This window comes from Clostridium sardiniense, from assembly GCF_016907995.1.
Taxonomy (GTDB): Bacteria; Bacillota; Clostridia; order Clostridiales; family Clostridiaceae; genus Clostridium; species Clostridium sardiniense.
Window position 1 is genome coordinate 1 of record NZ_JAFBDA010000009.1, and the last position, 26,403, is coordinate 26,403.

Sequence of the window (26,403 nt, forward strand, 5' to 3'; positions counted from 1 at the left end):
GTATTTGCGACGCTTTCCAAAAGTTTCATCTCCATAAAATGCTATTATATAGCCATTTTTCTCAAGCCTAGTAAAGGCTGAGTATAGTGTGGTTTCTTTGATTATATATTTATCATCAGTAATAGATTTTATATTTTTTGATATCTCATAACCATATGAATCTCCTTCAAGAAGAATACTTAAAATTATTGTGTCGTTATAACCGCGAATAATATCACTGCTAATCAATATAAACTCTCCTTTCAATTACTTTATCTGTCGTAGTAATTATATAATATCATAATTACTACGACAGATAAAGTAGTTTTTTTAATATAGTATGAAATTAATATTTAATATTGACACAGGATAAAAAAGGGAATAGTATATAAGTATAAATTTAATAGATCTTCAGGGCAGGGTGAGAGTCCCTACCGGCGGTAAAGCCCGCGAGCTATTTTTAGCATGATTCGGTGAAATTCCGAGGCCGACAGTATAGTCTGGATGAAAGAAGATAAGTATAATAATTAGTAATATATTATAAATATAATTACGTTTATTTAGTGTATTTAGCTCTGAAATATTATATATTTCAGAGCTTTTTTATTTTATTAAGAAAGTATTTAACTTATGATTTTTTATTAAATCAGTTTAAGAATTCTATAAAATATTTTCTAAATAGGTGAATTGTTTTTATATTAGATTACTATATGAAAATGTATATTTTTAGCTATATAAATATTTAGATTTAAAGATTGAATAAATACTTATATAGAAAATTTGTGCATAAAAGCCCTGAGTTTTTAAACTCAGGGCTTTTATTTTTCTAATAATACTGAAGGTTTGTTAAAACAAATTATTAGAAAGTGAGTTGATTTGGATGGATGAAGATTATATGGGACTAGCTTTAGATTTAGCTAAAAAAGGTAAAGGAAAAGTTAATCCCAATCCGTTAGTTGGAGCAGTTATTGTAAAAGATGGGAAGATCATAGGAAAGGGATATCATGAAAGGTATGGCAGAGAACATGCTGAAATAAATGCTTTTAATAGTCTAGAAGAAAATCCAAAAGATGCAACTATGTATGTAACATTAGAGCCCTGTTCCCATTATGGTAAAACACCGCCTTGTGTGAATAAGATAATTGAAAACGATATAAGACGAGTTGTAATTGGATCAGTTGATGATAATCCTTTAGTATCTGGAAAAGGAATTGAAAAACTTAAAGATGTTGGAATAGAAGTAACTGTAGGAGTATTAGAGGATGAATGTAAGAGGCTTAATGAAGTTTTTAATAAGTACATAAGTGAGAAAAAGCCTTTCGTAGTTTTAAAATCAGCTATGTCTCTAGATGGAAAGATATCCACATATTCAGGAGAATCAAAGTGGATTACAGGGGAAAACTCAAGAAAAGAAGTGCATAAGTTAAGAAATGAATTAACAGGAATATTAGTTGGGGTTGATACTGTTATAAAAGACAATCCTAAATTAACTTGTAGACTTGAAAATGGAAGAAATCCAATAAGAATTATTGTAGATAGTACTCTAAGAATTCCTATGAATTCAGAGGTTATAAGAGATGGTGAAGCTAAAACTATTATTGCAACAACAGAATTCGCAGATAAAGATAAGATTTTAGAACTAGAAAATAAAGAGATTGAAGTGATAATCACTAAGTCAAAAAATAATAGAGTAGATCTAAAAGATCTTATGAGTAAGTTATATGAATTGAATATAGATAGCATTCTTTTAGAAGGAGGAGCTACATTAAACTTTTCGGCCCTTAAAGAAAATATTGTAGATAAAATACAGATTTATATAGCACCGAAGATAATTGGAGGAGAAAAATCTAAAACACCTGTTGGTGGACAAGGCATAGAAGAATTAAAAAAAGCTTTTAAAATAAAAGACATAACATCAAGAGTAGTAGGAGAAGACATATTGCTTGAAGGCTATATAGATAAGGAGTGAAGTGTTTGTTTACAGGAATAATTGAAGAAATAGGAGAAATCCAAAGCATAAAAAAAGGAGATAAATCTTCAAGACTTTTAATTAAAGCTAATAAGGTTTTAAAAGATACAAAGATAGGGGATAGCATATCCACTAATGGAGTTTGCCTGACTGTAACAAGTATAAGTTCTAATAGCTTTGAGGCAGACGTTATGGCAGAGACATTAAGAAAAAGTAATTTAGGAGATTTAAATAAATTAAACAAAGTAAATTTAGAGAGAGCGTTATCTATTAAAAGTAGACTTGGTGGACATATAGTAAGTGGCCATATAGATGGAGTAGGAAAAATTGTAGATTTTACTAAAGAGGATAATGCAGTTTGGATAACAATAAAGGCTCCAATTGCAATATTAAAATATGTTGTATTAAAAGGATCTATTGCAATAGATGGTGTAAGTCTTACAGTAGCTTATGTTGATGATGAAATATTTAAAGTATCAATAATTCCACATACAGGCGAAGAGACAATACTACTTAATAAAAAGACTGGAGAAACGGTAAATCTTGAGTGTGATGTAATAGGAAAGTATGTAGAAAAACTTTTAAAGTTAGATGATAAAAAGACAGAAGTAAAAGAAAATACCATAACAGAAGATTTTCTTAAAAATAATGGTTTTTTATAAATGATAATTTTTAAAAATAAAGGGAGGATTAATTATGTTTAAATTTAATAGTATTGAAGAGGCAATAAAGGATATTAAAGAAGGAAAAATAGTTATAGTAATTGATGACCCAGATAGAGAAAATGAGGGAGATTTATTAATGGCAGCAGAGAAGGTTACTCCTGAAGCTATAAACTTTATGGCAAAGCATGGAAGAGGACTTATATGTATGCCAATAGAAGAAAAAAGAATTAAGGAATTAAACATAGGACCAATGGTACATAACAATACAGATAATCATGAAACTGCTTTTACAGTATCAATTGACCATATAGATACTGAGACTGGAATTTCAGCTTTTGAAAGAGCATTAACAATACAAAAGATATTTGAAGAAGGTAGTAAAGAAACTGATTTTAGAAGACCTGGCCATGTATTTCCTTTAGTAGCTAAAGATAATGGCGTTTTAGTTAGAAAAGGGCATACTGAGGCAGCTGTGGATTTAGCTAAACTTGCAGGTCTTAAACCAGCAGGAGTAATATGCGAAATAATGAGTGATGATGGAAGGATGGCAAGAACAAAGGAATTAATAGAATTTGCAAAAATACATAGCTTAAAAATTATTACTATAGCAGACTTAATTGAATATAGAAAGATACAAGAAAAATTAGTGGAAAGAGTAACTGAAGTTAAAATGCCAACGAGATTTGGGGATTTTACAATGTACGGATTTATAAACAAGCTAAATGGAGAACATCATGTAGCTTTAGTTAAAGGGGATATATCAAAAGTAACTTCAGTTCTAACAAGAGTTCATTCAGAATGTTTAACAGGAGATGCCCTTGGATCTAAGAGATGTGATTGTGGGGAACAATATAATGCAGCAATGAATAGAATCTCAGAAGAAGGTGCTGGAATATTACTTTATATGAGACAAGAGGGAAGAGGTATAGGGCTTATAAATAAATTAAAAGCATATGCTCTTCAAGATGAAGGACTTGATACAGTAGAGGCAAATATTAAATTAGGTTTTAAAGCAGATATGAGAAGCTATGATGTGGCGGCTGCTATACTAAAAGATTTAGGAGCTACAAAGGTTAAGCTTATGACTAATAATCCAATGAAAATAGATGGATTAGGAAGTTATGGAGTAGAGATAACTGAGAGAGTTCCTATTCAAATGAATCATAATGAGAAGAATGAATTTTACTTAAAAACTAAGCAAAGAAAATTAAATCATATATTAAATTATTAAATTTCAGGGAAAAAATGAGAGTGGAGGAAAGAAAAATGAGAATAATAGAAGGTAATTTAGTAGCAGAAGGTATTAAGGTTGGAATTGTAGTAGGTAGATTTAATGAGTTTATAGTATCAAAATTATTAGGTGGCGCATTAGATGGATTAAAAAGACATGGAGTATTAGAAGAAAATATAGATGTTGCATGGGTTCCAGGGGCTTTTGAGATTCCGCTAGTTGCTAAGAAGATGGCAAAGGGTGAAAAATATGATGCAGTAATATGCTTAGGTGCAGTAATAAAGGGCGCAACACCACATTTTGATTATGTATGTGCAGAGACATCTAAAGGTATTGCAAGTGTATCACTATCTACAGAAAAACCTGTAATTTTTGGAGTGGTAACAACAGATACAATTGAACAAGCTATAGAGAGAGCAGGTACAAAGGCAGGAAATAAAGGATATGATTCAGCTGTTACAGCTATTGAAATGGTAAATTTACTAAATAATATATAAGAGTATATATTATCTAAATATATTTAAGATGATGCATATGTTTAGATAAAAATAAATAATATAAAAAATAGTAGATAGATTTATTTTACAAAAATCTATCTACTATTATTCTAAAAAGGTGTATCTACAGTTTAAAATTAGTATAGCTATTATTTAAGCTTAATTGAATTGAATTTGAGCTTAGTTAGATTAAAAGTAATAAATAAAGTCATAAATGTAGTAAGTGAAAATAGATTATATTACTTTCTCTTTTTTATCATTAGAATTGTACCAGCAGCTGTCATTAATCCACCTAGTATAAGCCCGCCAATTGGAATTTGTCCACCTGTGTCTGGAAGATTATTAGAATTATTTCCGTTACTTGAATTGATACTAATATTAGTATTATTGTTATTAGGTTTGTTTACGTTATTAGAATTATTATTGCCATTGCCTTGATTATTATTGTTATTATCACCAGGCTTATTAGTATCATTTGGTTTGTTAGTGTCATCTGGCTTATTAGTATCATTTTGTTCAAGCTCTTTTAATTTTTCTTCAGCTTCTTCTATTAACTGAGCTAAATCTTTAGAAGCTTTATCAACTTCAAGTTTTGTTGCTTCATCATTTTTGCAAAGATCTTCAGCAGAAGAAATAGACTTTTCTATATTTTTTATTAAAGTATTTGTTTTATTATGCTTCTTTAATCTATCAATTAGTTCTTTAGCCTTTGTAATTTGAGATTTTAAAGGATCTTTACTAACAATCAGAGCTTGTCTAAATTTCTCTTGTGCCTTTAATAATTCACGTGTAGCATTATCTATTTTATCTTGAGTAGTATTTTCATCATTAAGTATTGTAGTTGCTGCATTTACAGCTTCTTTATACTTTTTAATTGATGAAGGAGTATAGACGCCTTCAGCATTTTTTAATTCTTTATTAGCTTCATTTATTAAAGTTTGTAATGCACTTTTATTAATTTCAGGTTGATTTACCTCACCTTTAAGTTCTTCTAATTTTTCTTCACATGTATTTATTATTTCATTTAATTTATTTAATACTTCTTGAATTTCAGCTTCTGTTGCATCATCATTAATATAAACTTTTTCTGATTCTTCAAGAGAAGTCTTAATTAGACTAACTAACTCAGAAGTTCCATTATATTTATCAAGTTCAGCAATTATTTCCTTAGCTTTTTCAATAGATGTGCCTAAGGAATCCTTATTTATAATTAATGATTTTTGAAATTCTTTCTGAGCTTCTAAAAGGGAACTTAAAGCAGAATCTATTTGTTCTTGTGTTACATTTTCATTATTTAAAATATCAGTTGCTATGACTATAGCTTCTTTATATGATTTAATTGAAGATGGAGTATAAACTCCTTCAGAACCTTCTAATTCTTTATTAGCTTCATTTATTAGAGATTTTAAATCTTCTTTATTAATAAGATTTATAGATTTTATAATTTTAGCATCAGCCCAGTCTGCATGGTCAGAACCTATACCATTTCCACCATCACCAGCAACTAATTTTAATTCCTTTTTACCTTTAATATCGAGTTTAATGTGCTTTTGTGGAGTGTTTAGAGTCATTAATCCTGAATCAAATACTTCTTCACCATCTAGATAGACTTTAAAATCTACTGATGCATTTGCAACCATTTCTTGATCGGCACCAACATAGGCTTCAAATGAATCATAGTATTTATAATCAGATAAATCATAAATTATAGTAGAGACTGCATGAACGCCAAGTCCTTTATCATAAGTTGTATTAGAACCATCTTCACTCTTTAATGTTAATTTATTGCCATCAATACTTACGTCTTTACCAATAGTTCCCCAGCCATTTGTTGCAGAGGTCCAGTTAAGATCACTTAAGTATAATAATTTTTGTTCTGATACTAAATCAGAAGCTTCACCTTCACCGAGAGAATTTACAGCTTTTATATAATAAACATAATTGAAAGAGTCATTTGTAAGCGCACTTTCATCTATAAATGATGTTTCAGTAACATTTTCAGCTATTTTTACAAAATCATTACCATTAGATTTTCTATATATATTATAAGATTCAGCGAATTTAGTATTATTCCAAGTCAGCTTTATACAGGAATCATCAGCTCTTAAAACTTTTAATCCAGTTACTTTTTCTACTGGTTGATTTGATATATTTTCAATAGTATAAGTCATACCTTTCTCAGTTTTAAATGTGATTCTTCCTTCTGTAGTTACAGTAGTATCTACAGTATTTCCATTTGAATCTTTAACTACTGCATCCTTAATTCCAGGATAATCTACAGTACAATCATTTCCAGAACCAGATAGTATAGTAGCAGATTTTAAATTGCTATTTTTCCAAGTTGCAGAAACTTCAAAATTACCTCTAGCTTTTAATCCAGAGAATGAACCATCAGACCAAGCTGTTGGAAGTGCTGGTATTAAGCTTATATAGTCCATATGACTTTGTATTAGCATTTCTGCCATACCAGAAGTTGCACCAAAGTTACCATCTATTTGGAATGGTGGGTGAGTATCAAATAAGTTATCTAAAGTACCGTTTTTTAACAAATTACCAAGTAGCATATGAGCTTTTTCACCATTTAATAGTCTAGCCCAAAGGTTAATTTTATTAGCCATCGACCAACCAGTTCCACCATCTCCTCTTTCTTTCATTGTAACTTTAGCAGCTTCAAATAGATCAGGAGTATCTTTATTTATTTCTTTGCCAGGATACAATCCTACAAGGTGAGAAATGTGTCTGTGTTGCTGCTCTCCAGCTACTATATCATCTTTCCACTCTTGTATTTGTCCACGGCTACCAATTTGAGTAGGTAATAATCTATCTCTTTTTTCTATTAATTCTTGTTTAAATGTCTCGTCAGATTTTAAATCTAAAGTATCAATAGCTTTAATTGTATCATTAAATAATTGTCTTATTAATTGTTGATCAAAAGTTGTTGCAACAGTTCTTGGACCATGTTCTGGTGAATAACTTGGAGATGAAACTAAATAAGTTTTTCCATCAGAATGAGTATATTCAACTAAGAATTTGCTCCAGAATTTAGCTGCTTCTTTCATAATAGGATATATAGTGCTTTTTAAATAATCTTTATTATCGGTAAATTGATAGTTTTCCCAAAGGTTTTGTGAGATCCAAGCATTGGAAGTAGGAGCCCAACCCCAGTCAAAACTCCAACCCATTGCAGTAAATCCAAATGGGTTATTCATTGTATTAACTGTCCATCCAGGTTCTCCTGTTCCATCATCAGAAATTCCACAATGCATTTCTGCTGTAACTCTACCAGGTTCTCTAAGGCCATCAACATATTCAACTAATGGAGTAGCACACTCAGATAGATTTGTTACATCAGCAGGCCAATAATTCATTTGAAGATTTACATTAAAGTGATAATCTGATTGCCATGGAGCAGCATTACTATTATTCCAAACACCTTGTAAGTTAGCTGGAAGTGATCCTTCTCTTGAAGATGATATTAATAAATATCTACCATATTGGAAGAATAAAACCTCTAAACTATTAGAAGGATTTTTTCTATAGTCAGCTAAAAGGTCATTAGTTGGTTTATCAAGTTTTAATTCACCTAAGTTTAAAGAAACTCTATTAAATAATTCTTTATAATCGTTTTCATGGGAAGCTCTGAGTGCAGTATAACCTTTATCTCTAGCATCATTTATTCTTTTAGTAACTGCATTATGAGGATCTTCACCTCTGTAAGTTGGATATTCATTTTTATAATCTGTTCCAGCAGACATTATTAGAGTTACAGAATTAGAGTCACTTACTTGAACTCTATCATCTTTATCTAAGATAGTACCACCTTCATTAATTACTTTAACTTGAGATTCATATTTCATACCATTACCAACATTACCGTCACTACCATAGACAACACCAGGAGTTAATGCTCCTTTTAAAGTAATGGTATTATTAGAAACTGTTACTTGCTCATTAGATTTATTTCCTTCGTGAACGCCTTCATTTCTAACATTTAATGAAATAGAACCAGGTTTATCAGAAGTTAATTTAACAACCATTACATTGTCAGGGTAACTAGTGAAATATTCTCTTGTGTAATTTACATTATTATAAGTATATTTAACTCTTGCAACAGCTTCTTCTATATCTAATTCTCTTCTATAATTTGATATAGATGCATTATTTGGAATATCAAAATCCATAAATATATTACCAAAATTTTGATATGATCCATATCCTTTAACATCTCCACAAACAGCTTGATATAAGGTATCGGATGGAGTTTGGCCATTTGCTAGTTTTTCTCTTATTTGTTTAAGTGCATTATAAGCACCTTCTTTATTACCTCCATTATAGCCTTCTACAGAACCAGGTCCTCCAGACCATAATGTTTTTTCGTTGTATTGAATTTGTTCAGTTTTAACACCACCAAATATCATACCACCCATGTAACCGTTTCCTATGGGAAGGGCTTGTTTTTCCCAATTAGTAGCAGGCTCATCATACCATAACATTAATTTATTACCTGTAACATTAGTATCAGTAGAAATAATATTATCTCTTTTACTTTTATCAGTTGTAGCGGCATAAGATACCATAGTTTGTGTAGTTAAAGATACAGTAAGGACAATTGCTAGCTTTTTTAAAAGATTAGCTTTCATAATATTCCCCCATTTAAAATTTTCTTTTTTAAAATAAGAAAGGTTTATATAAGTAAGGTTTATAAAGTAGACTTTAAGTTTAGATAAGCTTGGGGAAAAATATTCAATTAATAATATTAATTTAAATTAAAGTAAATGATATAAAAATTCCCTCCAATCTTTAAGATATAAATTATTAATTAAATATTAGGACAATATTATAAATTCTATATATTTCCTTATTTTCCTTTAATTTTAAATAGAAAAATGTTCTTTTAGATATGTATGAATAAAGATAAAAGATATAGTTAATCTTATTCAGATCTAAAGATTGAGTGGCGCTACATACATGTGCATAAAAAATCTTATCATACCATAACTCCTTAAGAACTATTATAAAAATTATAAATAGATTTCAAAAACTATACAAATATTTTAAAGTGTTTCATGTATATATGAAACACTTTTGAAATGCTTATTGACTTGAAATAGTAAAGGACTGATTTATTTGGTATTAATAGAGAATACTATTATCAAGTTTTTTTAGATACTTATGTTTCTAATTTTGTTAATTTAAATTTATATATTATGTAATGATCTATTTCTAAAATCTACAGGAGTTATGTTAGTAAATTTTTTAAACATAGTACTATAATAACTTTGATTTGTATATCCAACCATTAAGGCAATATCTAATATAGATAAATCTGTATTTGAGAGAAGTTCTTTACTCTTTTCAATCCGGAAGTAATTTAAATAATTAGTAAATGTATAATTAGTTTCTTTCTTAAAAATATTGCAAAAATAACTTTTATTTATATTAAATTGACTACAAATAAAATCTATTGTTATGGGATTTTGATAGTTTTCCTTTATATAATTTAAAGATCTTCTTACATATGGAGAATATGGTTTTATAGTAGATATTTTAACAGTATCTTTAAATATCAAGTTTAATAATTCATATATATATTTTATACTGGTTAAATTTTTAGTTGATATTGTGCATTTATAAGAATTTTCTTCAAATGTAAATGGGCCTAATAAAAAACATATAGACTTGTCATTATGTTTAAAATAAGGCGTTAATACAAACTTTATTTCTTTAGGATAATCTAAAAAAATAATATTATCAATATTTTTTAAGGGTTTAAAATTTAATCTTTTTAATTCTACTATTATATCAATTTCTTTAAGAATATCTTCTAATTCGATAGTGTATCCACATTTACAAATAGTATCAAGATTTTCATCTAATACACATATGGGTAAGGAACAGCAGCTGAAAAAAATATTTATTACAGAATTTATAAAAATCATAGAAACTCCTTTCAATAATATTAAAAAAATAATAAAAAAACTAACATATAGTTAAAAAAAACTATATACAGTTAAATACTAAGGATAAAGAATGTGATAATATAAAAAACAAAAGTGATTATCATTCTCAATAATATTGTTAACTATTATTAATAATATGTCAAATAATAAAAAAATACTAGGGGGATTTATTTTTATGATAAAAAGAAAAGCAAATATATTAATTGCAGTTGCATTAGTTACATCAGTGCTTATGGGAAGCGGTATAGGAGTACATGCATTTGCTTCAGAATTAAGCAATAACAAAGAAATAGCAGAACACCTTAATGGTGGCATTTATGAAGTTGAAAATAAGACATCCTATATAACTCCAGGAAATGAAACTGGAGAAAGTATGGCTAGAAAAACTTTAGAAAAAACTACAAGACTAACAATAAAAAATGGAAATACATATATGAAATTAAATTTCAATAAAGGCTTATATTCTTTTATGCAAAATATTAAGGTGAGTATTGATGGAAAAGATCTAAAAATAAAAGAAAATAAAGATGATAAAAGTATAGAATTTGAAGTGCCATCACCAGAGGCTAAAGTTCATATAGGAATGTTTATAACTGCGATGGGAAAAAATGTTGAAATGTTTGTAGTTAATGATATGAGTACTTTAAAAACAATAAATGAAATGCCAATAATAAAGGCAAAAGATATAACTGTTTCAAAGGAGGATAAGATAGATTTATTATCTAATGTAACGGCAGAAGATAAAGAAGATGGAAATGTTAAAGTTAAAGTTTTAGGAGATACAAGTTTTATAAAAAATGGAGTAGCAGTAAAAACTGGAACTTATAAAGTTACTTACAAAGCTGAAGATAAAGGTGGACTTGTTGCAACTAAAGATATAAAGGTTACTGTAAAAGATAAATCAGAATCTAATAAAGATAGCAATGAAGCTAAAAAATACAAAGATGGCGATTACTCAATACAAAACGATGTTAAATATATAGGCGATGGAAATGCTGAAATAGGAAACAGCATGGCAAGAAGAGTTTTAAATGAAAATAGTGAAATTAATATAAAGAATGGAAAGATTTATGCAACTTTAGAATTAGATAAAGTTCAATATGGATTTTTAAAGAATATAAAAATAAATGTAAACGGAAAGAATGTAAATTTTACTGAAAATAATAGAAAAGTAAAATTTGAAGTGCCTAGCTTAAATTCTAAAATTACTATGTCAGCTTTTGTAACAGCTATGAATAAAGATGTTATTTTCCAAACAATATTAAAAGAAAATACATTGAAAAAGGTAGATTTATCGAAAGATTATACAAATAAAGCAGAAGAAAATAAAGGTACTTCTTCAAGTAATGAAAAAAAATCAAATAATGAAGTTAAAGATAATACATCTTCAACTAAGGGAAATAAGGGAAATAATAAAAGGGAAGAAGTTATAAAAGGAAAAGTATACACTATAAAAAATAAAGTAACTCATAAAAGCCAAACAGGAATAGATATGGCAAGAAAAAATCTAGATAGCAATTCACAAGTTGAAGAAGTAAATGGAAAAACTTATGTAACCTTAACATTTACAGGTGGTCAATATATGAAGGATTATGAAATACATGTAGCAGGAAATAAAGTTAATCATAAAATTACTTACAAAAATGGAAATGTAACAAAGGTAAGATTTGAAGTTCCAAACTTAGATTCAAAAATAAAAGTAAAAAGCTTTGTAATACCAATGGGTATGAATGTGGAATTTGGAGTTGAATTATTAAAAGATACATTAAAATTTGAAAAAGAATATAAGGTAAGTGATAGTGAAGTAAATAAGGAACATGGGATAAGTAATAAATTACCTGCTACTGGAATGGATTTTTTAGGAAGTGTCTTAGCTGGATTAGGATCAATAGGTGCAGGTGCATTAGCTATTTTTTCAAAGAGAAAATAAAAAGATAAAAGGAGAAAAGTTGTGAAAAATATAAAACATTTAATTGTAGGATTTTTAGTATTTACAATTTTCTTTATAGGAGGAATTAGTAACAGTATAGTTGCTAATGCAACTAATAAAAATCTATCTCCTGGAATTTATGAGTGTGAAAACAATGTAAAACATGATTCAGAAGTTGGAATGTCTATGGCAAGAACTTACACGAATAAAAAAATGAAGGTAGAAATTTATAAGGATAAAGTAGAGTTTACTATAGGTTTTTCAGGCGTGGAATATATGAAGAATTTCAGAATCCTTATAAATGGAAAAGAAGCATCTATAAAGAATATGAAAAAGGATAAAGAAAATAATGCAGTAACATTAAAGGTTCAAGGGCCTGATGTAAATTCTAAAATTGAGACTATAATCTATGTTGAACCAATGGGAAGAGATGTTAGATTTGGAGTTGTTCCTAATTTAAAAACAATGAAATTAATTAAAAAAATAGATGAACCAAAATCAAAAAATGATAAAACAGCTTCTAAAGAAGAAAAAAAAGAATCAAGTGATAATAAAAAGAAAGCTAATGAAACAGATAAAAACAAGGCCAAAGAAGAAAAAGTAAAAAGTATGCAAAATAACACAGATAACGATAAAACAGATAGAAATAAGGATAAAGAAGAGAAGAAAGAATCTGAAAATAAATCAGATATTAATGAAAAGAAGGAAGATAAAAAGGTAGAAGATAATATGAATAAAAGTATAACAGAAAAAAGTGAAGATCCAAAAGCTAATGAATCAAATAGCAAGGTTAAATATGGAGCTATTTTTGGAGGAGTTATAATTGCTGGAATTATAGGGGGGATAGTTATAAAGAGATTTAAAAAATAACATTTAAAGTTTAAGGGGAAATGATTTATGAAAATAAAAAGGTATTTTTTATTAGCTTTGGCAATGATAATGACCTGTGCCTTTGTAGGTTGCTTAGATGAGGCTAAAGATAAGACAACAGAAGATAAGAATAATAGCGGAAATGTAGTGGCGACATCTGTTGCTGTAACTCAAATACTAGATAAGTTAGGAGTTAAGCTAAAAGGAGTTCCAACTACTGCTTATAAGTTGCCAGAAAGTACAAAAGATGCTGTTAAAATCGGTAATCCAATGAATCCAGATTTAGAAATAATAAAATCATTAAAACCTAGTGTGGTTGTATCTGTTGATACATTAGGAGAGGATTATAAAAATATTTTTAAGGATAATAATATACCTAGTGAATTTGTAACACTAACTAGCTTAGATGGATTGAAAAACAGTATAACTAAGCTAAGTGATATATTTTCTAAAAAGACTGAGGGAGAAAATCTATTAAAGGACTTAGAAAATAAAGAAAAGGAAACGAAAAAATTAGGCAATGGAAAAAGTAAAAAGCAGGTAATGATAGTATTTTCAGTACCAGGAAGTATGATGGTTGCAAGTCCAAAGTCCTACGTAGGTGATTTAGTAAAAATTGCAGGTGGAGAAAATGTAGTTAAGGAAGAAAAATTACCATTTTACACTTATAACAATGAAGAAATTACAAAACTTAAACCAGATATAGTACTTGTTATGACACATGGAAAACCAGAAGAAGCTAAAGATTCTGCAAAAGAGAAATTTAAAAATGATCCAACATGGAAAAATATAAAAGCTATAAAAGAAGAAAAAGTTACATATTTAGATAGTGAATATTTTGGAATGAGTGCAAACTTAAATGTAATGGAAGCATTAAATACTCTTGGCAAAATATTATATGGAGATAAGAAATAAAATGAGATTAGTCAAAAACAGAACAAAACATATATATATTTTAATGGCAATAATACTTTTAGTTGTAGCTATAATAATCTCTTTAAAGATTGGAAGTATAAAGATTAGTTATAGGGAACTTATTCTTGGATTATTTTCTGATAATCCAAGTGGAAATATTGAAATAATTAGGGATCTTAGGATGCCTAGAGTTTTTGTAGCTGGATTAGTTGGAGCAAATTTAGCTATATCAGGAGTACTCTTACAATCAGTAATAAAAAATCCGTTGGCAGACCCATATATAACAGGGATTTCTTCAGGTGCATCATTAGTTGCAGTTTCAGTAATAGTTTTTGCACCAAAGTTAATTAAATTTGGACCTGTGTTTGGTCTTTTAGGAGGGGCAATATCTTGCTTAATTGTATATGGAATGGCTTACAAAAATGGTTTATCACCAATTAGAATTGTTTTAGCTGGAGCTGCTGTAAATGCATTACTTGGTGGATTAACTGTAATAGTAACATTATGTGCAGGCCCAGGAGCATCTAATATGCAAATGTGGCTTGCAGGAAGTTTAGCTAAAATATCTTGGATAGATTTTAGGATACTAATTGGATATTCAGTTGTTGGAATAATAGTTTCGATACTTTTAAGTAAGTCTTGCAACATTATAGTATTAGGTAATAAAAATGCAAGTAGCTTAGGATATAATTCCACATTGCAAATGATAATTATAACAACTGTAGCAGTTTTTTTGGCTGGAATATCAACAGCTATAGCAGGGATAATATCATTTGTAGGACTTGTAGTACCACATATTTGTAGAATTATTATAGGCTCAGATCATAAATATTTAATTCCATTTAGCGGGGTTTTAGGTTCGGCATTATTACTTTTAGCTGATACTTTAGGACGAAGTATAATTAAGCCTTATGAAATACCAGTTGGAATAGTAATGGCTGTAATTGGAGCTCCATTCTTTTTATATCTTCTAAAAAGGAGTGATATTTAAAATGATAAGAGCTAATAATATAAGTTTTTGTTATGAGGGTAATAAAAAAATATTAAAGAATATAAATATTCAAATAAAAGAAGGAGAAATTACTACAATAATAGGTCCAAACGGAAGTGGGAAATCAACGTTATTAAGTATATTATGCAATTTAAACAAACCCAAAAGTGGAGAGATATTTTTAGAGGGGAATAATATTAATAAGTTAAGCAAAAAACAAATAGCAAGAAAAATAGCTACAGTTTATCAGCATAATTCTGTACCTAATGATATTACAGTAGAAAAACTTATTAGCTATGGAAGGTTACCTCATAAAGGATATTTTGAAGTGTTAAATGAAACGGATTTTAAAATTATAAATTGGACCCTTTTAAAGTCAGGACTTTTAGAGAAAAAAAATAATATGGTTATGAGCTTGTCTGGGGGTGAAAGACAGAGAACATTTATTGCAATGGCTCTAGCTCAAAGACCTAATATATTATTTTTAGATGAACCTACAACTTATTTAGATATATTTCATCAGATTGAAATATTAGAAACTATTAAAGAATTAAATAAGAAGAGTAGGCTAACAGTAGTTATGGTTCTTCATGATATAAATCAAGCAATAAAATATAGTCATAATATAGTAGTAATGAAAAATGGAGAAATAATAAGAAGTGGAAAAACAGATGAAATAATAGATGAAAATTTAATAAGATCTGTTTATAAAGTACAAGGAACATTAAATAAAGATAAAGAAACACATGAGCTTTATTTTATACCGAAAAGCTTATATAAATAGGAAAAACAATGAAAGTTATGGATGGTAAATAAAACAATAGCAATAGTAGTGGTATTAGCGGTAAGTGGGAGTTTAGTAAGTTTAAATACTTATATAATGATTTAATAAGAATGATAAATTTTTGTTTTAAAAGGAGGGATGAAATGGAAAAAGAATCGATTATAAATAGCAACTTTTCTATGCAAGGGTTTTATTTTGATACAGTTGTGGAAATTAGTATATATTGCAATTTAAGCAAAGGTGAATATATATTAAACAAATCCTTTGATTTTTGTAAATATTATGAGGAACTTCTTAGTAAAACAAAAGAAGGCAGTGATATTTATAATGTAAATAATAGTGGTATCAACGGGTTCGATGTTCACAATGAAACACTGAGCATAATAAATAGAAGTTTATATTATAGTGAACTTTCTCATGGAAATTTTGATATTAGTATTCAACCACTTTTAAAACTTTGGAATTTTAAAAGTGAAAAAAAGATTATTCCTGTTCAAAATGATATTGATGAAAATTTAGAGCTCGTAAATTATAAAAATATATTGATTAATAAAAATCATATTAAACTTATAAAAAATGGGATGTCAATAGATTTAGGCGGAATTGCTAAAGGGTATATAGCAAACAAGATAAAAGAGTATTTAATTTCAGAAGGTGTAAGTAGTGGAATAATAAACCTAGGCGGAAATGTATTATGTATAGGAAAAAAAGAGAGCGGAGAAAATTTTAAAATTGGTATTCAAAAACCTTTTTCAGAGAGAGGTGAAATATTAGGGGTTTTAGAAATATGTGATAAATCAGTTGTTTCTTCAGGAATATACGAGAGGTTCTTTAAAAAAGAGGACAAGATATACCATCATATAATAAATCCTAAGGATGGAAGACCTTTTGAAAGTGATTTAATTCAAGTGACTATAGTATCGGAGGATTCTATGGATTGTGATGCATTAAGTACAATAGCATTATCACTTGGTGAAGAGGAGGGAATGAAGCTTATAAATTCTATAGAGGGAGTGGAAGGATTATTTATAAATAAGAATGGTAATATAAGAGTTACTGAAAATTTTCAAGGAGTGTTGGGATGAATAAAAAAGTTATTTTTTCGATAGTAATTATTTCTTTAGGAGCAACATTTGCGGGATGCTCAGATAAAGATGTTAGTATAAATGATAGTAAAAATGAAAAGGGAAGTATTACTTCTAATTCACTTACTTTTAAAAATGGAAATTTTGAGGGTGAAGGAGAAGGATTTAATGGAAAAACTAAAGTATCTCTTGAGATAAAGGATGGAATGATTAAAAAAATAGATGTTCTAAGTTCAAGTGATGATGAAAATTATTTAAATGAAGCTAAAGATTTAATACCTAAAATAATTGAAAAACAAAGTTCGAATGTTGATTCAATAAGTGGAGCTACTTTTAGTTCTAAGGGTATAATTTCAGCTGTGGAAAATGCATTGAATAATGCTAAATAAGGGGGGATTTTATAATGAAAAAATCAAAGATAATTGCAGGTGGGATTCTTATTACAAGCGCAATTGGTGCAACTAGTTTTGCAATAATTGATCCTTACAATATACTTAGTAAGAAGAATGTAGATGTTCCAAAAAAAAGTTCGGATTCTACAGAGACTATTATTAAAGAAAAAGAGTCTATTAATAATGAGAGTGATATAAATTTAAAAGGAATAAAAGATGGTACATATTCTGGAGTTTCAAAAGGTTATGGTGGAGATATTAATGTAAAGGTTACTATAGATAATAGTAAAATAAAAAATATTGAGGTGGTTTCTCATTCAGAGACGCCTAAATATTATGAGAATGGTAGCAAAGTTATTGCAAGTATTCTAAAAGAGGGTTCTACTAATGTAGATTCTATTTCAGGAGCAACTTTAACTTCTAATGGAATAAAAAATGCTGTTAGAGATGCATTATCTAAAGCAGGTTTCAATATAGATAAAACTAATAAAGAAGAAGTAAGTACATCTAAAAGTAATATTAAATCTGACTACTTAAAAGCTAAAAGCATAGATTTAAAAGAATATAATCTTCAGGATGGAGAATATATAGGTGAGGCTATGGGCTTTAGAGGAAATGTAAAAGTAAAAGTTATAATAAAAAATGATAAGTTAGCAGATGTTAAAGTAATTACTCATAATGATGATGCAGAATTTTTTAATAAAGCTAAAGGGATAATAATTAAAATATTAAAAAATCAAGGTACTGCTGGAGTAGATACAATTTCAGGAGCTACTTATTCAAGTAATGGATTATTAAATGCAGTTAATTCAGCTTTAAATAAAATAGATAAAAAAAATAATGGTATAAACAATACAATAAAAATTTCTAAAAATAATAATAATGGAGTAAATAATACCCCATTAATTAATATAAAAGATATTATAAAAGATATATTAGATAAAAATGGTATTAATGAGAATGAAAATAAAAACAATAATGTAAATTTAAAAGAACATAAATTTAAAGATGGGGAATACATAGGAGAAGCTAAAGGCTTTAATGGAAATGTAAAAGTAAAAATTATAATAAAAAGTGGTACATTAGTAAATATTGAAATAATTAAACATAATGATGATGTAGATTTTTTCAATAAGGCTAATGGAGTAATACTTAAAATATTAAAAAATCAAAATACTGGTGGGGTAGATACAATTTCAGGAGCTACTTATTCAAGTAGAGGAATAATAGATGCTGTTAATAAAGCTTTGAAAGAAAGTATGAAGGCAAATAATAAAGCTATTGATGAAAGCCAACTCAATAAAGATGTATTCGTAAAGAAAATTGATAAGACAGCATTAGATGCATTAATTGCCAAAAAGGTTGATACAGAAAATAAAAGATCTGACATTATTGATTATTATAAAGAAAAATTAAATGCTGCAAAAGCTGTATCATCAGATAAAAAGGCAACACAATCAGATGTAGATAATGCTATAACTAAATTGGAAGAAGCAATTAAGGAGTTAAATACTAGTAGTATTTTAAGACATGGACAAGTTTATGATGTGTCAGCTAAGTTTGATTATAATGCTACCTCTAGTGGAGTAAGTGGAATTAATAAAATACTTCAAAAAACTGAAGTTAAATTAAATGAAAATGGAAAAGTAGATGTGACGATGATATTTAAACCACAAAAAGGATACTCATTTTTAAAGAAAGGTAGATTTATAATTAAAAATGGTGAAGAAAGCAAAAATTTAAAACCGGAAATTAAAGATGGGATGGAGATATTTAAGTTTACTTTACCTAAATTTGATGAGATATATAATGTAGATGTTTATCTTCCGGATGAAGGAGTATTTGGAAGCAATGCCTATATAATGAAATTATTATGGAATACTCTAAGACCATCAAGTACAGTAGCACCAGAAACTAATCCTCTAGAAGCAGGAAATGATTATACTGTAATGGTTGATATGAAAAATTACAAGAGTCCTGATGTCAACTCTATGGCTAATCAATATCTGGAAAAGCCAGCTACTATATCTGTTGATAAGGATGGTGTAGCTAGATTGACATTTCGTATGAAGCAGGAATTTTCTGGGACTAGTATATATAAAGATAAGAATTTAGAAAATGCGCTAAATACCAAAACTATAGGAAATAAAGAGGTTACCTTTAATCTTCCTACCTACGATAAAGAAGGATTGGTTTGGGGAACTAGTAATATTTTAGCCATGAAAATGGATGTAAAATTTGGATTGAAAATAAATTGGACAACTTTAAAGAACATAAAGGAAAGAACAAGTGTATTAGTAAAAGATGGAGAAGTTTCAGGTAAATTTGGATCTTATAATAGAAAATATCCGATTAATGTTAATATTTTAGTAGATGATGAAAAAGATATATTTAAAGATTTGATTGTTACACATAAAGGAGATACTGGTGACAATAGCTTTATGGATAGGGCAACTAAGGATATATTGGAAAAGATTTTAGATAAACATGCTACTATGGAAACAGTTCGAAATATTGATGCCGTAAGTGGAGCCACAATTTCAGCTAAAGCCATAAAAGAAACAATATTAATGGCTTTGGAGGAAAGGATGGAGAAAAGTAATACAGCTATTATTGATTTTGCTGTTGCTGGAAATGGAAGTTTAGAAGGGGAAAAATTATTTAAATCAAAATTAGGGGGTACTTGGAAGGAAAAAGGGGTCATAGCACCTAAACCAATAGCTGCTGAAGGCTATTTCTTTGATCATTGGGAGCCAGCTCTTCCTAACGGTGATGAAGTTATTAAGGGAAATAAGACATATAAAGCTATATTTGTAAAAAAAGCTGATAAGACAGAGTTAGATGCATTAATTGCAAAGAAGGTTGATACAGAAAATAAAGTATCTACAATTGTTGATGATTATAAAGAAAAATTGAATGCTGCAAAAGCTATATCAGTAAATAAAAAGGCAATACAATCAGATGTAGATAAGGCAAAGAAAGATCTAGAGTTAGCAATTTATATTTTAGAGCTTAATTTTAAAATTGGCCAAAGTTATGATGTACCAACTAAATTTTCTTATTCTGATAATGTAGGTGGAGGTGCAATTAATGAAGCACTTCAAAAAACTGAACTTAAGTTGAATGAAGATGGAAAAATAGATGTGACGATGACATTTAAACCACAAAAAGGACACTCATTTTTAAGTAAAGGAAAATTTATAATTAAAGATGGTGGAGGAAGCGAGAACTTAAAACCGGAAGTTAAAGGTGAGTTAGAAATATTCAAATTTACTTTAAATAAATTTGATACAAGATATAATGTAAGCATATATTTACCTAGTAAATCTCTTTATAATGGAATGGCATTTATAATGGAATTATCATGGGATAATTTAAGGCTAGTGGAACCTAGTATAGAAGTTAAACCAGAGATTAAACCAGAGATTAAACCAGAGATTAAACCAGAAGTTAAGCTGGAAGACAAACCGGAAGTTATTTTAAAAAGTGATGAATATAGACACTTATTACTGAATATATCTTATGGTGAAGTATTATCGTATAAAGATAAAGTATATACAAAAGAATCATTAAATAAACTAAAGCAGGAATTAACAAAAGCTAAAGAGGGGATTAGTAATCCGCAGAAACTAACTAAGAAACTAGTTGAAGATATAAAAGATTCCGTAGATAAAGCTATAGGGGATTTAGTTAAAATAAATTATTAGGATTAAATCACTTTATTTTTAAGTTATTACTCTAACAATATTAATATTTGAACTGGCATAGTATCAATTGCATATGAACCTAATAAATGTTTATATAAAACAAGGGAATTAATTAATGGAGCTTTGTATGAAAACAAAGCTCCATATTAATTTAAAATTATTCATTTTGAAATCTTGAAGTAGATTATCGGAAGCACAGTAAAAATTCTTGCTATTATTAAAATGAGAATTATATATTCAATTAATTATAATGAATTTAGATAAGATTGAGGAAAATATATTTAATTAACAATACTAATTTTTATTAAATGGTATAAAAACTCTCCCCAATCTTTAAAATATAGATTAACGACACTAAATTATTAATTAAATATTAGAATAATAGTATGAACTCCATATATTTACTATTATTCCTTTAATTTGGAATAGAAAGAGTATTTTTTAGCTATGTATGAATAAATATAAGAAATATAGTTGATTTTATGCAAAATTACTATAGATAAAAAATATAATAATAGGTATGATATAATAAAAAATAAAATATAAGGGGGCTTTAGTATGAATAGAAAAATATTATATAGAATAGTAGCAATATTATTTTATGGATTTTTAGCTGGTATTGGGATAAACACATTCTTAACTCCTGCACATGTATACTCAGGTGGAGTTACAGGTTTATCTCAATTGCTATCATCAATGGGCAATAGCTTTTTACATATTAATATTGGTATTTCAACATGGGTTTTACTTATTAATTTACCACTTATCTATTTATCATGGAGAAAACTTGGTAAGAAGTTTACTTTGTATACATTACTTGCAGTTGTATCGTCATCATTCTTTATTAGATGGCTTCCGGTAAATCCAATAACAAATAATCCACTTTTAGCTTCAATTTTTGGGGGCGTTTTAACGGGCGCTGGAGTTGGAATTTGCTTTAGACTTGGATTTTCTACAGGTGGAACTGATATTATAGTTCTTGTTGTACAAAAGTTAACAGGTAAATCTGTAGGTCAATTAGGATTAATACTTAATGGAATTATAGTATCAATTGCAGGAATAGCATATGGATGGGAACTTGCATTATATAGTTTAGTATCTATCTTTGCAAGTACAAAAATTATTGATTTATTGTATATTCAGCAGTATAAATTAACAGTTACAATATTTACAAGAAAAGAAAAAGAAGTAGTTGAAAGTCTTATTAAAAATAGTGTTCGTGGAGTAACAGTTAATCCAGGCTTGCATGGTGGATATACAAATGAAGGGTTAACTTCAGTAGTAACAGTTATATCAAAACATGAACTATTCTTTGTTAAGAAAAATATATTAGATATAGATCCAGAGGCATTTGTAAATGTACAGCCAACAATTGAGGTTATTGGTAAATTTGCAGATAATTCATTATTATAATACATATAATGAAATTAGAATAGAAAACACCCAGAAATATAATTAAAGATTTCTGGGTGTTTTTAAGTCAAATATATGTGAAAAAATTTATTTAAATAGCTTATATTATTAAATCTCCATTACTTTAGCAGTTACACCATCTAGAGAATTTAAATCTTCTTTTAAAGTTTCAATTTCTTCTGGATTTTCGTTTAAAAGATCTAAAATTACTAATCCAGATTTAGAGCAGCTACTAACACTTGCTTCATGAATACCAAGTCTTGTCTTTATAATGCAACCATGTTTAGTTAAAATCTCTTGAACTGTTGGTGCAATCTTATTTCTTGGTGATATTTTTATTGCCATAATTGAAAACATATCAATTCCTCCTAAGGTTTATTTATAAAAATTCTCAAAATATTACCCTTGCTAATATTTTATATTCTATATTATGGATTAAAATCCTTCAATTAATACTAATTTTAAACATAAAAAATATAATTTTTACAAGAACAACTTTTATTATAAATAATTTTTATATTTTATATATGGAATATTGATTAAATTTTAGTAAAGTATAAATAAAAAAATTCCTATATAAGAGATCATAATTAGGAAGGGGAATAAGCATTAGATATTACATAATAGAGTATAGATAGTAGAAGCATAATAACTTAATTATAATAGAAGAAAAATAAAAAGTTTTTATTAACATTTGTCAAAGCTAAAAGACTATGATATCATATAAACCTATAAGTAATTCCCTATATACATTTTGTAGACTGTAAGCTTGTAACTACTGATATTACAAAGCTTTATAAAGGGAAGAGGAAAATTTAGATATTATAATTGAAAAGAACGAATGGAGGAAATTAAATTATGGTTAATTTACCAAATTGCCCAAAATGTAATTCAGAATATACTTACGAAGATGGAAGTCTTTTTGTTTGTCCAGAATGTGCCCACGAATGGAATGCAGAAATGGAAGCAGAAAATAATGAAGATACACTTGTTGTTAAAGATTCAAATGGAAACATATTAAATGATGGTGATTCTGTAACAATAATAAAGGATCTTAAAGTAAAGGGAGCTTCATCAGCCTTAAAGAAAGGGACAAAGGTTAAAAATATCCGTTTAGTTGATGGAGATCATAATATTGATTGTAAAATTGATGGCTTTGGAGCTATGCAATTAAAATCAGAATTTGTTAAGAAGATATAATATAGATTTAAGTAATATTAAACTTAATAATTATTAAATTTAGTGAGCTAGGCATTATAAGCCTAGCTTTTTTACTTATATAGGTAGAGTAAATTTATTATGAAATATAAAGATAATTGCTTACTCAGTTATTTCAATTTGATTGCCTTCAGGTCCTAATACACAACTTTCGTAATAACCATCACCTGTTGTACGTGGTCCACTTAAGATTTCATAACCAGCTTCTTTTAATTCACTTGTTAATTCATCTACCTTTTCTTTACTTCCAACACTAAATGCTAAATGTATATACCCAGTGTGCATAAGTGATTTTTCTGAAGAAACTACATCAGGTCGTGTCATTATTTCAAGTCTTGTATTATCCTCGAATGTTAAGAAATAAGTTTGTAACCCCGTTTTAGGATTATGATATTTGTTATTAGATGATGCTTTAAAAAACTTAATAAAAAAGTCTTTAGTAGCTTCTAAATCATTTACATACATTGCAATATGTTCTATTCTCATTTTTATGCTCCTTTTTTACCCTTTATAAATTTAACTTAAATACTAACAATATAATAAATTGTTCATTATCGTTACATTAATTATACACGAACAATAGGGCCTTTAGAATAAATTTCGATATTTGCACAGATATTAGTTTTCTTATTTTAGAGACACATTTATATTTATTTCTTTTTCACATTTTTTTGATTTTATTGGAATATAAAAGCTATAATTCTTACTGGGATTAATTTTATAGTTTATTTCAAAATAAGTTTCATAAAGCCAAAATAAATATAAGAAATAATTATAGCAGGTAATAATTTTGTAATAACTTCCATTTAAAATAAAAATATAGAAATTAATTTTAAGGGGGGAAGGGTATGAAGAAAAGAAAAATAGTGTTTCTAATGAGTTGTGTTATGGGAGTAAGTATTATATTTAGTGGGTGTAGTAAAGAAAAAACTATAGTATTGGATCAAAAGGTTCAAGAGAGTAAGGAAATTGGAGAGAGTATCAATGAAAAGATTATAAATTTAGATGTACAGGTTAAGCAATTATTTATTCCACTTTATCTTGAAGGAGATAAAATATATGGGACATTTGGATTAAGCCAAGGAACATTTGGGGGAGAAGGAACAAAAGAATATCCTGTCTATGGAATCTTTAAAAAGAATTTATATGCTTTAGATACTAAAGGAAATCTAGAAGAAAGTAATAAAGTACCATTAAATTATACTTGGGGTATAAATGCTAATGCAGAGGGGGTATCAGCATATATATTCAATAAGAATCTAAATGAAGTGTACTATTATAATAATAAAACTAATGTTGAAAGACATATTGGAGAGTTTACTGAGGGAGAGATATATGAATTCAATCAAGATATAGTAGTAGAGCATGAAAAAAAAGGAAGTTATGATGCAAAATCCCAGATTATAGAAGGAAATACTGATTATGCATATATAATAGAAAATGAAGAAAAAAGTGATGAAGTAGGAGAAGATAAATTATTAAAATTAGAAATTATAAATATAAATGATAATAAAAAATATATTTATAAAGGAAAAGATATACTAAGGATAGAAGAAATTGTTTATAGTAATATTACAGATGAATTTTATGTTATAGATTATACAGGAAATATTTATACTTTAGTTCTAGAGAAAGATGAAATTACATTAAAAAACAAATGGGAGATAAATATAAAGGGAATAGGTAGATTAAGAAGTGAAGAAATATCTATCACAAATGAAGGTGAAATAATTATATTAAATACAGAGGGAGATGGAGAGAGATTATCTATAATATATAATCCTAAGACGAAGGAAACTAAATATATAAATAAAAGTAGTGATGAGAATTTAAGAGTAGCTAAATTTTTTAATGAAAATAATAAAGTTATTTTGAGTAAGCAAACTGAGAATAAAACTGCAGATATATATATAGGAGAAATAGATAATGATTCATTAAAGATAATTAAAAAATTAGATTTTAGATTAGAAAAGGATGAAAAATCATTACTATCATCAGCTATTATGAGTGAGGATGGAAAAAAAATATTAGTTGGTACACACATATATATTTATGATAAAGATAAAAAACAAAACATTAAAGATAGATATCAATATAACTTATTAGAAATAAATTAAGCAAGTGGGGGATATGCATAATGGATAAAAGGGTTTTAATAATTGAAGATGAAGCTAGTATAAATGATATTTTATCAAGAGCTTTAAGTAAGGAAGGATATATCATAAAATCAGCATATACAGGAGAAGAAGCCTTAGAGCATATGAAAGATTTTAAACCACATTTAGTTCTTTTAGATATTATGCTTCCTGATACTACAGGATTTGAATTAGCTAAACGTATTAGTAATAATTCATATGTAATTATGATTACAGCAAGGAATGAAATATCAGACAAGCTTAAGTGTATGTAATTAGGTGCTGATGATTATATAACCAAACCATTTGATATAAGAGAAGTTAAAATGAGAGTGAAGGTAGTTCTTAGAAGAGAAAAAAAGATAATAGAAAGAAAAAAAGAGCTAGGATTTTATATTGATATTGAAAGTAGAAGCGTAGTTATAAATTCAAAGGGTATAGATTTAAATAGAAAAGAATTTGATTTATTATACTTTTTATATAAAAACAAGAATAGAGTATTTTCAAGATCAGAACTTTTGGATAAAGTTTGGGGAATAGGTTTTGAAGGAGAAGATAGAACTGTAGATGTTCATATTAGAAGAATAAGAAGTAAGCTAGGTGAATATAAAGACTCTTCAAAAATTGAAACTATATTCGGTGTAGGATATGTGATGAGGTAA

At 27.8% G+C, this 26,403-nt stretch carries 20 protein-coding genes, 1 pseudogene and 1 riboswitch; of the genes and pseudogenes, 16 read left to right on the forward strand and 5 right to left on the reverse strand.

The window, feature by feature from the left end; genetic code table 11:
- The coding region (locus tag JOC62_RS09025; RefSeq protein ID WP_204594941.1) for a PadR family transcriptional regulator at positions 1–228 on the reverse strand (228 nt) is incomplete at its 3' end.
- Between the two features lie 154 nt (positions 229–382).
- Positions 383–499: riboswitch (FMN riboswitch) on the forward strand.
- Between the two features lie 360 nt (positions 500–859).
- On the opposite strand from JOC62_RS09025, the gene ribD reads away from it, so the two are divergent.
- The 4 genes from ribD to ribH are packed head-to-tail and all read left to right on the forward strand — an operon-like array spanning position 860 to position 4,341.
- Complete coding sequence (ribD, locus tag JOC62_RS09030) at positions 860–1,948, forward strand: bifunctional diaminohydroxyphosphoribosylaminopyrimidine deaminase/5-amino-6-(5-phosphoribosylamino)uracil reductase RibD (RefSeq protein WP_204594942.1); 1,089 nt, start codon at positions 860–862, stop codon at positions 1,946–1,948.
- Between the two features lie 5 nt (positions 1,949–1,953).
- A complete protein-coding gene (locus JOC62_RS09035) occupies positions 1,954–2,610 on the forward strand; it encodes a riboflavin synthase (protein ID WP_204594943.1) in 657 nt (218 codons plus the stop codon).
- 34 nt (positions 2,611–2,644) lie between these two features.
- The gene (locus JOC62_RS09040) at positions 2,645–3,844 is read left to right on the forward strand and encodes a bifunctional 3,4-dihydroxy-2-butanone-4-phosphate synthase/GTP cyclohydrolase II (protein WP_204594944.1); all 1,200 of its coding nucleotides are present in this window, start codon (positions 2,645–2,647) and stop codon (positions 3,842–3,844) included.
- 35 nt (positions 3,845–3,879) lie between these two features.
- On the forward strand, positions 3,880–4,341 hold the full coding sequence (gene ribH / locus JOC62_RS09045) for a 6,7-dimethyl-8-ribityllumazine synthase (RefSeq protein WP_204594945.1): 462 nt from the start codon (positions 3,880–3,882) through the stop codon (positions 4,339–4,341).
- A 239-nt stretch (positions 4,342–4,580) separates the two neighbouring features.
- Here ribH and JOC62_RS09050 read toward each other — a convergent pair whose 3' ends face one another.
- Together JOC62_RS09050 and JOC62_RS09055 are read right to left on the reverse strand one after the other, a co-directional pair.
- Positions 4,581–8,981 (reverse strand): glycosyl hydrolase family 95 catalytic domain-containing protein, encoded by a 4,401-nt coding sequence (locus JOC62_RS09050; protein ID WP_204594946.1) that lies wholly within the window; start codon positions 8,979–8,981, stop codon positions 4,581–4,583.
- Between the two features lie 558 nt (positions 8,982–9,539).
- Entirely contained in the window at positions 9,540–10,280 is a 741-nt protein-coding gene (locus JOC62_RS09055) for a helix-turn-helix domain-containing protein (protein WP_204594947.1), read from the reverse strand.
- A 196-nt stretch (positions 10,281–10,476) separates the two neighbouring features.
- Here JOC62_RS09055 and JOC62_RS09060 point away from each other — a divergent pair, with 196 nt between their 5' ends.
- The 9 genes from JOC62_RS09060 to JOC62_RS09100 all read left to right on the forward strand — a co-directional run bounded on the left by JOC62_RS09060 (position 10,477) and on the right by JOC62_RS09100 (position 22,388).
- Positions 10,477–12,231 carry an NEAT domain-containing protein gene (locus JOC62_RS09060; protein ID WP_204594948.1) on the forward strand — a complete coding sequence of 585 codons (1,755 nt, stop codon included), beginning with the start codon at positions 10,477–10,479 and terminating at the stop codon, positions 12,229–12,231.
- Between the two features lie 21 nt (positions 12,232–12,252).
- Complete coding sequence (locus JOC62_RS09065; RefSeq protein WP_204594949.1) at positions 12,253–13,101, forward strand: NEAT domain-containing protein; 849 nt, start codon at positions 12,253–12,255, stop codon at positions 13,099–13,101.
- Positions 13,102–13,128: 27 nt separating this feature from the next.
- Complete coding sequence (gene isdE, locus JOC62_RS09070) at positions 13,129–14,016, forward strand: heme ABC transporter substrate-binding protein IsdE (protein WP_204594950.1); 888 nt, start codon at positions 13,129–13,131, stop codon at positions 14,014–14,016.
- A 1-nt stretch (position 14,017) separates the two neighbouring features.
- Positions 14,018–15,007 carry a FecCD family ABC transporter permease gene (locus JOC62_RS09075; protein ID WP_204594951.1) on the forward strand — a complete coding sequence of 330 codons (990 nt, stop codon included), beginning with the start codon at positions 14,018–14,020 and terminating at the stop codon, positions 15,005–15,007.
- Between the two features lies 1 nt (position 15,008).
- Complete coding sequence (locus JOC62_RS09080; protein WP_204594952.1) at positions 15,009–15,791, forward strand: ABC transporter ATP-binding protein; 783 nt, start codon at positions 15,009–15,011, stop codon at positions 15,789–15,791.
- Between the two features lie 143 nt (positions 15,792–15,934).
- Positions 15,935–16,876, forward strand: coding sequence for an FAD:protein FMN transferase (locus JOC62_RS09085; RefSeq protein WP_243425041.1), 942 nt, complete (start codon positions 15,935–15,937; stop codon positions 16,874–16,876).
- Positions 16,873–17,265: an FMN-binding protein gene (locus JOC62_RS09090; protein WP_204594954.1), complete on the forward strand. Its 393-nt coding sequence runs from the start codon at positions 16,873–16,875 to the stop codon at positions 17,263–17,265. The genes JOC62_RS09085 and JOC62_RS09090 overlap by 4 nt, the downstream gene beginning before the upstream one ends.
- Positions 17,266–17,279: 14 nt before the next feature.
- Positions 17,280–20,975, forward strand: coding sequence for an FMN-binding protein (locus JOC62_RS09095; RefSeq protein ID WP_204594955.1), 3,696 nt, complete (start codon positions 17,280–17,282; stop codon positions 20,973–20,975).
- Between the two features lie 558 nt (positions 20,976–21,533).
- The gene (locus JOC62_RS09100; protein ID WP_204594956.1) at positions 21,534–22,388 is read left to right on the forward strand and encodes a YitT family protein; all 855 of its coding nucleotides are present in this window, start codon (positions 21,534–21,536) and stop codon (positions 22,386–22,388) included.
- Positions 22,389–22,496: 108 nt separating this feature from the next.
- Here the strand turns inward: JOC62_RS09100 and JOC62_RS09105 are convergent, their stop codons facing one another.
- On the reverse strand, positions 22,497–22,745 hold the full coding sequence (locus JOC62_RS09105; RefSeq protein WP_204594957.1) for a CPF_0552 family protein: 249 nt from the start codon (positions 22,743–22,745) through the stop codon (positions 22,497–22,499).
- 501 nt (positions 22,746–23,246) lie between these two features.
- Here JOC62_RS09105 and JOC62_RS09110 point away from each other — a divergent pair.
- Positions 23,247–23,588 carry a zinc ribbon domain-containing protein YjdM gene (locus JOC62_RS09110; protein ID WP_204594958.1) on the forward strand — a complete coding sequence of 114 codons (342 nt, stop codon included), beginning with the start codon at positions 23,247–23,249 and terminating at the stop codon, positions 23,586–23,588.
- 120 nt (positions 23,589–23,708) lie between these two features.
- Here JOC62_RS09110 and JOC62_RS09115 read toward each other — a convergent pair whose 3' ends face one another.
- On the reverse strand, positions 23,709–24,092 hold the full coding sequence (locus tag JOC62_RS09115) for a VOC family protein (protein WP_204594959.1): 384 nt from the start codon (positions 24,090–24,092) through the stop codon (positions 23,709–23,711).
- Positions 24,093–24,454: 362 nt separating this feature from the next.
- Between JOC62_RS09115 and JOC62_RS09120 the strand changes: the two genes are divergently transcribed.
- The gene (locus JOC62_RS09120) at positions 24,455–25,723 is read left to right on the forward strand and encodes a hypothetical protein (RefSeq protein WP_204594960.1); all 1,269 of its coding nucleotides are present in this window, start codon (positions 24,455–24,457) and stop codon (positions 25,721–25,723) included.
- Between the two features lie 20 nt (positions 25,724–25,743).
- Positions 25,744–26,403 (forward strand): annotated as a pseudogene (locus JOC62_RS09125) (response regulator transcription factor).

Coding starts and splice junctions, on each gene's coding strand:
- ribD (WP_204594942.1), top strand. CDS start 860: ATGGATGAAGATTATATGGGACTAGCTTTAGATTTAGCTAAAAAAGGT.
- JOC62_RS09040 (WP_204594944.1), top strand. CDS start 2,645: ATGTTTAAATTTAATAGTATTGAAGAGGCAATAAAGGATATTAAAGAA.
- ribH (WP_204594945.1), top strand. CDS start 3,880: ATGAGAATAATAGAAGGTAATTTAGTAGCAGAAGGTATTAAGGTTGGA.
- JOC62_RS09050 (WP_204594946.1), bottom strand. CDS start 8,981: ATGAAAGCTAATCTTTTAAAAAAGCTAGCAATTGTCCTTACTGTATCT.
- JOC62_RS09055 (WP_204594947.1), bottom strand. CDS start 10,280: ATGATTTTTATAAATTCTGTAATAAATATTTTTTTCAGCTGCTGTTCC.
- JOC62_RS09060 (WP_204594948.1), top strand. CDS start 10,477: ATGATAAAAAGAAAAGCAAATATATTAATTGCAGTTGCATTAGTTACA.
- isdE (WP_204594950.1), top strand. CDS start 13,129: ATGAAAATAAAAAGGTATTTTTTATTAGCTTTGGCAATGATAATGACC.
- JOC62_RS09075 (WP_204594951.1), top strand. CDS start 14,018: ATGAGATTAGTCAAAAACAGAACAAAACATATATATATTTTAATGGCA.
- JOC62_RS09080 (WP_204594952.1), top strand. CDS start 15,009: ATGATAAGAGCTAATAATATAAGTTTTTGTTATGAGGGTAATAAAAAA.
- JOC62_RS09085 (WP_243425041.1), top strand. CDS start 15,935: ATGGAAAAAGAATCGATTATAAATAGCAACTTTTCTATGCAAGGGTTT.
- JOC62_RS09090 (WP_204594954.1), top strand. CDS start 16,873: ATGAATAAAAAAGTTATTTTTTCGATAGTAATTATTTCTTTAGGAGCA.
- JOC62_RS09095 (WP_204594955.1), top strand. CDS start 17,280: ATGAAAAAATCAAAGATAATTGCAGGTGGGATTCTTATTACAAGCGCA.
- JOC62_RS09100 (WP_204594956.1), top strand. CDS start 21,534: ATGAATAGAAAAATATTATATAGAATAGTAGCAATATTATTTTATGGA.
- JOC62_RS09105 (WP_204594957.1), bottom strand. CDS start 22,745: ATGTTTTCAATTATGGCAATAAAAATATCACCAAGAAATAAGATTGCA.
- JOC62_RS09110 (WP_204594958.1), top strand. CDS start 23,247: ATGGTTAATTTACCAAATTGCCCAAAATGTAATTCAGAATATACTTAC.
- JOC62_RS09115 (WP_204594959.1), bottom strand. CDS start 24,092: ATGAGAATAGAACATATTGCAATGTATGTAAATGATTTAGAAGCTACT.
- JOC62_RS09120 (WP_204594960.1), top strand. CDS start 24,455: ATGAAGAAAAGAAAAATAGTGTTTCTAATGAGTTGTGTTATGGGAGTA.